Below are 11,943 nucleotides of genomic sequence, written 5' to 3' on the forward strand. Positions count from 1 at the left end.
TCTCTGGCGGGCGCCGGCCGCGGCTAAACGCTTGCGGCCTGTGGGGGACGCCACCAGCCTGGGCCGCATGACGAAGAAAAGCATGCGTCTCGACCACGTCGTCCTGTGGGTGTCCGATCCGGTGGCCGCGGCCCGCTTCTACACGGAGGCCGTCGGTCTGGAGCCCGTGAGGGTCGCCGAGTTCGTCGAGGAGAAAGTGGCGTTCCCTTCCGTGCGCGTCAACGAGGAGACCATCCTGGACCTCGCTCCGCACACCCTCGCGGAACGCATGAGGATGCTGCCGGGCGCGGCCGACAGCGCCGGCCACCCGGTCAACCACGTCTGCCTCTCCCTGCCCGCCGACGCCTTCGACGCCCTGCGCGCCCGGCTGGAGCACCACGGCGTGCCCTTGTCCGACATCGGCCACGACTCCTTCGGCGCCCGTGGCAACGCCCCGCGCACGTTCTACTTCCGGGACCCCGACGGCAATGTCTTCGAGGCCCGGCACTACGACGAGTAGCCCCAGGGCCGCTCAGAACAACGGCTCGGGCAGTACGCCCTCCAGCGCGAGCAACTGCCGCTTGGTCTCCAGTCCGCCCCCGAAGCCGCCGATACCGCCGTCGCTCTCCACCACGCGGTGACAGGGCACGACCACCGGCAGCGGATTGGCGCCCATCGCCGCGCCGACCGCCTGCGCCCCGCCGGGCTGTCCGACCCGCCCCGCGAGATCGCCGTACCCCACCACTGTGCCGTACGGCACCCCGGAGGCCAGCTCGCGCAGCACCTGGCGGTTGAACCCGGAGATCAGCGACCAGTCCAGCGGCAGGTCGAAGTCGTGCCGCTCGCCCGCGAAGTACGCGCGCAGCTGCCGTATCGCCTCGGCCAGCAGCGGCGAGTCCGGATCCTCGACGGGTGTGCCGCCGAGCCGGGACGCCAGCCGCTCCAGGGCGCGGTCGCGCACCGCGTCCGTGGCATGGAAGACGACGTTGACCAGGCCGTCGTGGGTCGCGGCCAGCATCAGCGGGCCGATGCCGCTGTCGACGAGGGCCCACACGACCCGCTGCTCATCCTGCCCTTGGCTGTCCATGCGACCACGGTACGGCCCGCCACTGACAACGCCTGCCCGGCTCAGTCCGAGCGCAGTGCCGCCCGCACCATGTCGGGCTTGTTGCTGATGATCCCGTCGACGCCGCGGTCCGCGAGCGCGCGGGCGGTGGCCGCGTCGTTCACCGTCCAGGCGAACACCCCGAGCCGCCTGCCGTGCGGCCCGTCGACGGTGTGTACGGCCGCGACGTAGCCCAGGGAGAGCGACCCGTACGAGGGATTGATGAGATCGGTGTAGCGCGCGTACCTGGGCAGCTGGGCCACCTTCGGCGAGCCCAGCAGAGCCGTTGTGACAGCGGGCTTCAGTTCGTGGACGGTCCGGATGCTGTCGGCGCTGAAGCTCTGCACGATCAGCCGCTCCAGATGGCCGGGATCCAGCCAGCCCTCGTTGCCGAGGAGCTTCAGGGTCTGCTGCTCGATGCCCGGGTACAGCTCGGGGTTCTTGATCTCCAGGAGCAGTTTCTCGTGGTTGTGCTCGATCCGGCGCATGTACTGCGCGAGCGTCGGCACGCGCGTGCCCGCGTAAGCGGGGGAGTACCAGCTGCCCGCGTCCAGCCGGGCGATCTCGGCCGCCGTGAAGTCCTTCACCTTCCAAGGAGCCCGGTCGGGGAAGACCTGCGCGACGTTCGTGGTGCGCTTCAGGCTGTCGTCGTGGATGACGACCAGCTCGCCGTCCTTGGTGCGCTGGACGTCGTTCTCGACCCAGGTGATGCCCAGCTGCGCGGCCTTGTCGATCGAGGGCAGCGTGTTCTCGGGGGCGTAGGCGGCGGCACCCCGGTGACCGATCACCGTCGGCTCGTCGGCCCCGCCGGCCCGGGCGTCGGAGGTGGGACTCAGCAGGACCGCCGCGATACCCAGGACTGCTACGGCCGTGGTGGCCACTACGCGCGCGTGCATGCAGACTCCTCGCGTCGAGCGAATACCGACTGCCACCAGACTGACAGCAGACGGCAAACGGCACGCGGGCGCACGACGGCCACAGACAGCAGGCAGATGTCCAAGTCCGCTCACCGGGAACGCACAAGTGCGGCAAGGCCGTGTTTCTTTGCCGGAAAATCGTTCGACCATTCCGGTGGGAGTCATACTCTCTGCGACAACCCTGACCGCCCGCGCGGTCCTGGGGATGGGGGAACATTTCGGAATTCCGGGACGCAAGAGGGCGGAAGGGCAGCCGCGGATGCAAGGCACGGTCGACGGATTCAGCTACGGGGCCGTCACCCCATTGGTGGCCTATCTGATGGCCTGCCTGGGCGGTGCTCTCGGCCTGCGCTGCACCACGCGGGCGCTGCTGGTCACACACTCCCGGCGGCCCGCCTGGCTGGCCCTCGGCGCCGCCGCGATCGGCTCCGGCATCTGGACCATGCACTTCGTCGCCATGATGGGCTTCGCCATCAAGGAGACGCCGATCCACTACGACAAGCCGATCACCTACGCGAGCCTCGGCCTCGCCGTCGTGATGGTCGGCATCGGCATCTTCATCGTCGGCTACCGCGGTGCCACCGGCACCGCGCTCTTCACCGGCGGCACGATCACCGGGCTGGGTGTCGCCTCGATGCACTACCTCGGCATGGCCGGCGTCCGCTTCCACGGGCGATTCACCTACAGCACGCTCACCGTGGCCGCCTCCGTCGTCATAGCGGTCGTCGCCGCCACCGCTGCCCTGTGGGCCGCCGGACGCGTCCAGGGCTTCCTGTGGAGCGTGGGTGCGAGCCTCGTCATGGGGCTCGCGGTCAGCGGTATGCATTACGTGGGCATGGCGGCCCTGGGCGTCCACCTCGACGGCCACTCCCACGCCGCCGGCGGCGCTCCGGAGCCGTCCGTGCTCGCGCCCATGCTGATCGGCCCGCTCGCCTTCCTGCTCCTCGCGGCCGTCGTCGTGGTCTTCGACCCGATGATGATCATGGGTCGGCCCGTCCGCATGCCCGTCGAACACAAACCGGGTGTCCCGGCCGCCGCGGTCCCCTCCCACCTGGACCGCCGTCCCGAGCACCACGGCTCCCGGACCCGGTAAAACCACTGATCCGGGCCCGTTGTCAGTGGGGGGTCGTACGGTTGATGGCATGCGGCCCGTTTCCCACATCGAACGCACGGTGGCGCCCTTCGAGGTCGTCAGCCCCTACCAGCCCAGCGGCGACCAGCCGGCGGCCATCACCGAGCTGGCCAAGCGCATCGAGGCCGGTGAGAAGGACGTCGTCCTGCTGGGCGCGACCGGCACCGGCAAGTCCGCCACCACGGCGTGGATGATCGAGAAGCTCCAGCGCCCCACGCTCGTCATGGCGCCGAACAAGACGCTGGCCGCCCAGCTGGCCAACGAGTTCCGCGAACTGCTGCCGAACAACGCGGTCGAGTACTTCGTCTCGTACTACGACTACTACCAGCCAGAGGCCTACGTCCCGCAGTCGGACACCTACATCGAGAAGGACTCCTCGATCAACGAGGAGGTCGAGCGCCTGCGCCACTCGGCGACGAACTCACTGCTCACCCGCCGTGACGTCGTCGTGGTCGCCTCGGTGTCCTGCATCTACGGCCTCGGTACTCCGCAGGAGTACGTGGACCGGATGGTTTCCCTGAAGGTCGGCGACGAGATCGACCGGGACGAGCTGCTGCGCCGCTTCGTCGACATCCAGTACACACGCAACGACATGGCCTTCTCCCGCGGCACCTTCCGCGTGCGCGGCGACACCATCGAGATCTTCCCGGTCTACGAGGAGCTGGCCGTCCGCATCGAGATGTTCGGTGACGAGATCGAGGCGCTGTCCACGCTGCACCCGCTCACCGGCGAGATCATCAGCGACGACCAGCAGCTGTATGTCTTCCCCGCCTCCCACTACGTCGCCGGCCCCGAGCGCTTGGAGCGGGCCGTCAACGACATCGAGAAGGAGCTGGGCGAGCGCCTGGCCGAGCTGGAGAAGCAGGGCAAGCTCCTGGAGGCCCAGCGCCTGCGGATGCGCACCACGTACGACATCGAGATGCTCCGCCAGATCGGCAGCTGCTCCGGCGTGGAGAACTACTCGATGCACTTCGACGGCCGCTCGCCCGGCTCCCCGCCCAACACCCTGTTGGACTACTTCCCGGACGACTTCCTGCTCGTCATCGACGAGTCGCACGTCACCGTCCCGCAGATCGGCGCCATGTACGAGGGCGACGCCTCCCGCAAGCGCACCCTGGTGGACCACGGCTTCCGCCTCCCGTCCGCCCTGGACAACCGTCCCCTGAGGTGGGAGGAGTTCCAGGAGCGCATCGGCCAGACCGTCTACCTGTCGGCCACCCCGGGCCCGTACGAGCTGTCCCGCTCCGACGGCGCCGTCGAGCAGATCATCCGCCCCACCGGCCTCGTCGACCCGGAGGTCGTCGTCAAGCCCACCGAGGGCCAGATCGACGACCTGGTGCACGAGATCCGCAAGCGCACCGAGAAGGACGAGCGCGTCCTCGTCACCACGCTCACCAAGAAGATGGCCGAGGACCTCACCGACTACTTCCTGGAACTGGGCATCCAGGTGCGCTATCTGCACAGCGATGTCGACACCCTGCGCCGCGTCGAGCTGCTGCGCGAGCTGCGCAGCGGCGAGTTCGACGTCCTGGTCGGCATCAACCTGCTCCGCGAAGGCCTCGACCTGCCCGAGGTGTCCCTGGTGGCGATCCTGGACGCCGACAAGGAGGGCTTCCTGCGCTCCGGCACCTCGCTGATCCAGACCATCGGCCGCGCGGCGCGCAACGTCTCCGGCCAGGTCCACATGTACGCCGACAAGATCACCCCGGCGATGGAGAAGGCCATCGAGGAGACCAACCGCCGTCGGGAGAAGCAGGTCGCGTACAACAAGGCGAACGGCATCGACCCGCAGCCGCTGCGCAAGAAGATCAACGACATCGTCGCGCAGATCGCCCGCGAGGAGGTCGACACCGAACAGCTCCTCGGTACCGGCTACCGCGCGTCCAAGGACGGCAAGGGCGCCAAGGCCCCCGTCCCGTCGCTCGGCGACAAGGCGGCCAAGGGCGCGAAGGCCAAGAAGGCAGCAAAGTCCGCCAAGGGCCAGGCGGTGCCCACGGACCGCCCGGCGGCCGAACTCGCCGAGCAGATCGAGGAGATGACCGAGCGGATGCGTGCCGCTGCCGCGGAGCTTCAGTTCGAGATCGCGGCCCGGCTGCGCGACGAGGTCTCGGAGATGAAGAAGGAGCTGCGCCAGATGCGCGAGGCGGGCCTCGCCTGAGCCCCCGACACCCCACCGGACCTCGGCATACGCGCCAAGTGTTGCAACACCGACACAAAGCGCGGGCCGGGGTTCGGCACTGTCGGTGCCCCTGCGTAGGGTTTTGGGCAACCGCGCATTGCGTGGCAACAGGGGACCATCGAGAGGGGAATTCAGCGGTGTCCGTCAACTTGAGCAAGGGTCAGGCCATCAGCCTGGAGAAGAAGGACGGGGCCACCCTGACCGCGGTCCGCATGGGGCTCGGCTGGCAGGCGGCGAAGCGGCGCGGCCTGTTCGGCTCCCGCACCCGCGAGATCGACCTGGACGCCTCGGCGGTCCTCTTCGCCGAGAAGCAGCCGGTCGACGTCGTCTTCTTCCGCCACCTGGTGAGCGACGACGGATCCGTCCGCCACACCGGTGACAACCTCGTCGGCGGCGCCGGACAGGGCGGGGACGACGAGGCGATCCTGGTGGACCTCCAGCGCGTTCCGGTCCACATCGACCAGATCGTCTTCACCGTGAACTCCTTCACGGGGCAGACCTTCCAGGAAGTGCAGAACGCGTTCTGCCGCCTCGTGGACGAGACCAACGGCCAGGAACTCGCCCGCTACACGCTGGACGGCGGCGGCGACTACACCGCCCAGATCATGGCCAAGGTGCACCGCGCGGGCTCGGGCTGGACGATGACCGCCCTGGGCTCCCCGGCCAACGGCCGCACTTTCCAGGACCTGATGCCGGCGATCCTGCCGCACCTGTAGGACAACCCGCTCAACCGGCGGGGCGCGCACGACACGACAACACGGGGGGCGACGGCGATGACGGCCGAGCTGGTGCGGGGGCAGAACCACCCGCTGTCCCAGGTCCGGCTGACGATCCGGATCTCGGCCGGGGTGCCGGTCCTGGCCGGAGCCACACTCGGCGACGAGAACGGCACGGTGCCCGGTTCCCAGTGGGTGGCCCATCCCGGCGCTGCCGCCCTGCCCGGCGTCGAGGTGTCCCGGCGGGCCGCCGCCGAACACCGGCTGGCCGTCGACCTGGACGCCCTGCCGCAGGCCGTGCACCGCGTCGATGTGTTCCTCGCGTTGCCCACCGGGTCCGCAGGCCCGCCTCGGTTCGGTGCCGTCGCCGCCCCGCACACCACGGTCGAGGGCCCCGACGGCGCCGAACTCGCCTGCTACACCCTGACCGGCCTGGACGCCGAGACGGCCGTGATCGCCCTGGAGCTGTACTGCAGACAGGGCGCCTGGAAGGTCCGCGCGATGGGCCAGGGCTACGCGGCCGGTCTTCCGGCTCTCCTGGCCGACCAGGGGCTGCGCGACGCGGGCGGGCTGGCGGCCGCCATCCAGCACACGACGGCCTCCGCACCGGCGCCTTCGTCCCTGCGGCCGTCGCCCGACGGCCCCGCGTCCCAGGACACCCCGGGCCACGGCACGGCTGAACCGACGCGCTCGTACGCCCCGGAGCACAGGGAGCATCCGGAACCGGCGCCCTCGTACGACGTGCAGGACCTGTACGACGCCCAGGCGCCCGGCGCCGCTTCCGCCGGCGCCCCGGTGGACTACACGCACCCCCGGCGCGCGCATACCGCCCCGCAACCGCCGTCCCCGGTTCCTCCGGCCGTCGACGACAGCCCCGCGCAGCCGGTCGCGGGCGACGCCGTGGGCTGGTCGATGGAGGAACGGCTGTTCAACCAGGTCTGGGGCATGTTCGAGGACCTGGCCCGCACCACGGCCGCGTACCGCAGCGCCGTCGAATTCGCCGACTCCCGCCTGGAGAAGGAGCTGGACCAACTCCTCGCCGACCCCCGTGACCGGCTCGGCGCGGAGGGCGGCGCCGCCCGCGAGGCGGCCCACGCCCGCCGGACGCAACTGGTCGACCAGGCGCGCGCGGCTTTCGACCGCGACCTCGCCCAGCTCGCCGCCGAGTCCGACGTGGTGGAGCCCGCGCTCCCACCCGCGTACGCCCGCTGGGACAACCCCGTTTGGCACGGCTACCGGGTGCCAGCCGAGCCGCCGATGGCCCTGCGGCTCGGTGATCTCCATCTGCCCGAGAGCGCGCCGCTGCGCATCCCCATGCTGGTCAGACTGCCGCTGGAACAGGGGCTGTGGTTCGACAGCGGCCCGGCGGCGTCAGCCGACGGCTTCCCGGACTCCGCCGAGCTGCGGCACCTGGCCATGGAGGCGGCGGTCGCACTCGCGGCGCGGCTGCTCGCCGTGCATCCACCGGGTGACCTCGCCCTGCAGGTCATGGATCCGGCCGGAGCCGGCGCCACCGCGCTCGGTGTGCTGACCCGCACCGGGGCGCTCGCCGCGCCGCCCGCGACGGGAGCGGCGGGCGTGGCGGAGGTACTGGAGAGGCTCACGCGGCGGGTCGACCTGGTGCAGATGGCGCTGCGCGGCGGCACCCCCGACGCGCTCCCGGCCGATGTCGACACCGCGCGACAGCTGTTGATCATCAACGACTTCCCGCACGGTTTCGACGAGCGCGCGGTGACGCGGCTGCGCTATCTCGCCGACGAGGGGCCCGCCGTGGGCGTGCACCTTCTGCTGGTGGCGGACCGGGAGGACGCCGCCGCCTACGGCCCCTTGCTCGATCCGCTGTGGCGTTCGCTGGTGCGACTCACGCCCGTCCCCGACGACCATCTCGCCGACCCCTGGGTCGGACACGCCTGGACCTACGAACCCTCGCTGGTACCGCCCGGCAGCCACATCGTGGAGCACGTCCTCACCGAGGCGACCAAGGCCAGGACCAAGCATAGGTAAAGGCGGTCCGACCAGTGAATTTGGAACGTTCTTTACTTCGCACTTTACCTTTCCTTGGGGATTGGGTATCGTCTTCCGCACGGAGGGGAGTACTCCCCGCCTGCGGCGCACTCGTCAGTACGGACCGGTTCCGGTCCCGGGGCGTCGGCCCCCGAGCGGGTGGAAGAGACCTCCGGCAGCGACAACGCTGAAAGTGTTTGCCGTTACGTAATGCCGGAGGTGCAATGGACGTTTCCGTGACCCTGTGGGTCCTGACCATCGTTGGCCTGTCCGCCCTCATCGCCGTCGACTTCTTCATCGGCCGCAAGCCGCATGAGGTGTCGATCAGGGAAGCCGGTATCTGGACCGTCGTCTGGATCGTTCTGGCCGGGCTCTTCGGCCTCGGCCTCCTCGTCTTCGGCGGCGGGCAGCCGGCCGGTGAGTTCTTCGCCGGATACATCACCGAGAAGTCGCTGAGCGTCGACAACCTCTTCGTCTTCGTCCTGATCATGGCGAGGTTCGCGGTGCCCAGCCAGTACCAGCAGCGCGTCCTGCTCATCGGCGTGCTCATGGCCCTGGTGCTCCGGGCGATCTTCATCGCTGCGGGAGCTGCCATCCTCGCCAGCTTCTCCTGGGTGTTCTACCTCTTCGGCGCCTTCCTGATCTGGACCGCCTGGAAGCTCATTCGGGAGGCCCGCGCGGACGAGGAGGACGAGGAGTTCGAGGAGAACAAGCTGCTGAAGGCCGCTGAACGCAGGTTCGGCGTGGCCGACCGCTATCACGGCACCAAGCTGTGGATCCAGGAGAACGGCAAGCGGGTCATGACCCCGATGCTCGTCGTGATGCTCGCCATCGGCACCACGGACGTCCTGTTCGCCCTGGACTCCATCCCTGCGATCTTCGGTCTCACCCAGGACACGTACATCGTCTTCACCGCCAACGCCTTCGCTCTGATGGGTCTGCGCCAGCTTTACTTCCTCATCGGCGGCCTGCTGAAGAAGCTGGTCCACCTCTCGTACGGCCTGTCGATCATCCTCGGTTTCATCGGCGTCAAGCTGGTGCTGCACGCCCTGCACGAATCCGGGGTCCACGTGCCCGAGATCAGCATCCCGGTCTCGCTCGGTGTGATCTGCGCCGTCCTGGCCGTCACCACCGTCACCAGCCTGATGGCGAGCAAGAAGCAGGCGGCGGGCATCGGCGGCGAAGGCACCGCGAAGGACAGCGTCGACGCCTGACCCGGCCGCAGGCGGAGCGACCCGGGCGGGAGCGCAACTGCGTGGAGCGGTTCCCGCTCCTGTCGGTGCGTGAGCGCAACGGAGAGGACAGGAAGGGCAAGCAGAAAGGACAAGAGGCATCCGAAAAGAGCAGAATGCGAATCCTGTACGTCTCTGCGACCATCACCGCATGATCACTAGGCTTCGGTCGCTCGCCTGGCAATGGACGGCACTCGTGCCGGTGCTCGCGATCGTCCTCCTGATCTTCACCTGGGGCCGTGGCCTGCCGGGTGCGGTCGTCGCCCTGGTCACCCTCGTGCTCGCCGGTTCCGTCCTCGCGGCGGTCCACCACGCCGAGGTCGTCGCCCACCGCGTCGGCGAGCCCTTCGGCTCCCTCGTGCTGGCCATCGCCGTCACGGTCATCGAGGTGGCCCTGATCGTCACCCTCATGGCCGACGGTGGCGCCAAGAGTTCCACCCTGGCACGCGACACCGTCTTCGCCGCCGTGATGATCACCTGCAACGGCATCGTCGGGCTCTGCCTGCTCGTCGCCTCCCTGCGGCACGGCACCGCGATCTTCAACCCCGAGGGCACCGGCGCCGCCCTGGCGACCGTGGCGACGCTGGCCACGCTCAGCCTGGTGCTGCCGACCTTCACCACCAGCAAGCCCGGACCCGAGTTCTCCCCGGTGCAGCTGACATTCGCCGCGCTGTCCTCACTGATCCTGTACGGCCTGTTCGTGGCCACGCAGACCGTGCGGCACCGCGACTACTTCCTGCCGATCACCCGGCAGGGCGAGGTCATCACCACCGACGGCCACGCCGAGCCCCCGTCCGTGCGCACCGCCGGGATCAGCCTCGGCCTGCTGGGGCTGGCCCTGATCGGCGTGGTCGGCCTGGCCAAGGGTGTGTCGCCCGCCATCGAGTCCGGTGTGGAGGCTGCCGGCCTGCATCACGCGGTCGTCGGTGTGATCATCGCCTTGCTGGTGCTGCTCCCCGAGACGATCGCCGCGCTGCGCTCCGCCCGCCGTGACCGGGTCCAGACCAGCCTCAACCTCGCGCTCGGCTCGGCCATGGCCAGCATCGGCCTGACCATTCCCGCCGTCGCCCTCGCCTCGGTCTGGCTGTCCGGCCCACTCGTCCTCGGCCTCGGCGCGACCCACATGCTGCTGCTCGCGCTGACCGTGGTGGTCAGCTCCCTGACGGTGGTGCCGGGCCGGGCCACAGCGCTGCAGGGCGGTGTCCATCTGGTGCTCTTCGCGGCCTACCTGGAGCTGGCGGTCAACCCGTAGCCGGCTCCACCACGGGCACGGGCACCGGGCGGGTCTCGGGCAGCAGTGAGAAGCACACCAGACTGAGCAGGGCGACACCCGTGAGGTACACGCCCACGCCCCAAGGGACCCGCCCGCCGCGCTCCGCGAGCGCAGTGGCCACGATCGGGGTGAGGGCGCCGCCCAGGACTCCGCCGAGGTTGTAGCCCACCGCGGCGCCCGTGCAGCGCACCCTCGCTTCGTACAGCTCCGGCAGGTAGGCGGCGATCACCGCGAACATGGTGATGAAGGAGATCAGGGCGCCCAGGATGCCGAGGAACATCAGCAGCGGCCGGCCGGTGCCCAGCAGCGCGACCATCGGCAGCATCCACAGCCCGCAGGCCGTGCACCCGGTGAGGCACATCGTGCGGCGCCCGTAGCGGTCGGCGAGCAGCGCCATGAACGGCGTGAGGGACGCCTTCACCAGCACCGCGGCCATGACACAGGTCAGCATGACCGTCCTGCTCACCCCGAGCCGCTGCGTCGCGTACGCCAGTGACCAGGTCGTCACCGCGTAGAAGACCGCGTATCCCGCGGCCAGCGCCCCCGCCGTCAGCAGCACCAGCCGCCCGTGATGCCGTACGACCTCGACGAACGGCACGCGCGCGTGGTCGTCGATCTCCAGGAAACGGGGGCTCTCGGCGAGCGACGAGCGCAGCCACAGCCCGCCCAGTGCCAGTGCACCGGCCGCCCAGAACGGCACCCGCCACCCCCACCGCGCGAACTCCGCGTCGGACAGCGTCGCCGACAGCGCGAGCACCACACCGTTGGCGAGCACAAAGTCCAGCGCGGGCCCCACCTGCGGAAAGCTCGACCACAGGGCGCGCCGGCCGGGTGGCGCGTGCTCGGCGGTCAGCAGCACCGCCCCGCCCCACTCCCCGCCGAGCCCCAGACCCTGCAGGAAACGCAGGACGAGCAGCAGCACGGGCGCGGCGACGCCGATCGTCCCGTACGCCGGCACACAGCCCACCGCGACCGTCGAGGCGCCCGTGAGCAGCAGCGAGAGGACCAGCACCGGCCGCCGCCCGCGCCGGTCGCCGAGATGCCCGAACAGCACCGAACCCAACGGCCGGGCGAGGAACCCCGCCCCGAACGTCCCGAACGCCGCCAGCGTCCCCGCGAGCGGCGAGAACGTCGGGAAGAACAGCGGGCCCAGGATCAGGGCCGCCGCCGTCCCGTAGACGAAGAAGTCGTAGAACTCGATCGCGGTGCCCGCCAGCGAGGCCGCCGCGAGCCGCAGCATCGAAGGTGTGCTTACGGTGCGTACAAGGTGCATGCCGCGTCAACTACCCATGGTGATCAAGGGTTACGGGGGCGCACGGGGGTGGCCGGGTGACCGGTGTGTGCGCCGAGGCGACGGCGTACACGGCTCATCGTCCGCTCCGGGCACCGTGATAGACCGGGTGGGA

Annotated in this window: 10 protein-coding genes; 7 read left to right on the forward strand and 3 right to left on the reverse strand. The window is 69.9% G+C overall.

The window, feature by feature from the left end:
* Positions 1-67 precede the first annotated feature (67 nt).
* Positions 68-499 (forward strand): VOC family protein, encoded by a 432-nt coding sequence (locus A6P39_RS30970; protein WP_067042914.1) that lies wholly within the window; start codon positions 68-70, stop codon positions 497-499.
* Positions 500-511: 12 nt separating this feature from the next.
* On the opposite strand, the gene A6P39_RS30975 is transcribed toward A6P39_RS30970, so the two are convergent.
* Together A6P39_RS30975 and A6P39_RS30980 are read right to left on the reverse strand one after the other, a co-directional pair.
* Positions 512-1,066 (reverse strand): methylated-DNA--[protein]-cysteine S-methyltransferase, encoded by a 555-nt coding sequence (locus A6P39_RS30975; RefSeq protein WP_067042916.1) that lies wholly within the window; start codon positions 1,064-1,066, stop codon positions 512-514.
* A gap of 41 nt (positions 1,067-1,107) precedes the next feature.
* Complete coding sequence (locus A6P39_RS30980) at positions 1,108-1,980, reverse strand: glycerophosphodiester phosphodiesterase (RefSeq protein WP_067042919.1); 873 nt, start codon at positions 1,978-1,980, stop codon at positions 1,108-1,110.
* Positions 1,981-2,260: 280 nt separating this feature from the next.
* Between A6P39_RS30980 and A6P39_RS30985 the strand changes: the two genes are divergently transcribed.
* The 6 genes from A6P39_RS30985 to A6P39_RS31010 all read left to right on the forward strand — a co-directional run bounded on the left by A6P39_RS30985 (position 2,261) and on the right by A6P39_RS31010 (position 10,516).
* Positions 2,261-3,094, forward strand: coding sequence for an MHYT domain-containing protein (locus tag A6P39_RS30985; RefSeq protein WP_067042922.1), 834 nt, complete (start codon positions 2,261-2,263; stop codon positions 3,092-3,094).
* Between the two features lie 49 nt (positions 3,095-3,143).
* A complete protein-coding gene (gene uvrB / locus A6P39_RS30990) occupies positions 3,144-5,291 on the forward strand; it encodes an excinuclease ABC subunit UvrB (protein ID WP_067042925.1) in 2,148 nt (715 codons plus the stop codon).
* Positions 5,292-5,449: 158 nt separating this feature from the next.
* Positions 5,450-6,028 carry a TerD family protein gene (locus A6P39_RS30995; protein ID WP_067042928.1) on the forward strand — a complete coding sequence of 193 codons (579 nt, stop codon included), beginning with the start codon at positions 5,450-5,452 and terminating at the stop codon, positions 6,026-6,028.
* Between the two features lie 57 nt (positions 6,029-6,085).
* Positions 6,086-8,032, forward strand: coding sequence for a TerD family protein (locus A6P39_RS31000; protein WP_067042931.1), 1,947 nt, complete (start codon positions 6,086-6,088; stop codon positions 8,030-8,032).
* Positions 8,033-8,256: 224 nt separating this feature from the next.
* The gene (locus A6P39_RS31005) at positions 8,257-9,246 is read left to right on the forward strand and encodes a TerC/Alx family metal homeostasis membrane protein (protein WP_067042934.1); all 990 of its coding nucleotides are present in this window, start codon (positions 8,257-8,259) and stop codon (positions 9,244-9,246) included.
* Positions 9,247-9,415: 169 nt separating this feature from the next.
* Positions 9,416-10,516: a calcium:proton antiporter gene (locus A6P39_RS31010; RefSeq protein WP_067042937.1), complete on the forward strand. Its 1,101-nt coding sequence runs from the start codon at positions 9,416-9,418 to the stop codon at positions 10,514-10,516.
* On the opposite strand, the gene A6P39_RS31015 is transcribed toward A6P39_RS31010, so the two are convergent.
* Positions 10,506-11,777 (reverse strand): MFS transporter, encoded by a 1,272-nt coding sequence (locus tag A6P39_RS31015; protein WP_067042941.1) that lies wholly within the window; start codon positions 11,775-11,777, stop codon positions 10,506-10,508. The two genes, A6P39_RS31010 and A6P39_RS31015, sit on opposite strands and share 11 nt — an antisense overlap.
* Positions 11,778-11,943: the final 166 nt, after the last annotated feature.

This window comes from Streptomyces sp. FXJ1.172 (genome assembly GCF_001636945.3).
GTDB lineage: Bacteria > Actinomycetota > Actinomycetes > Streptomycetales > Streptomycetaceae > Streptomyces.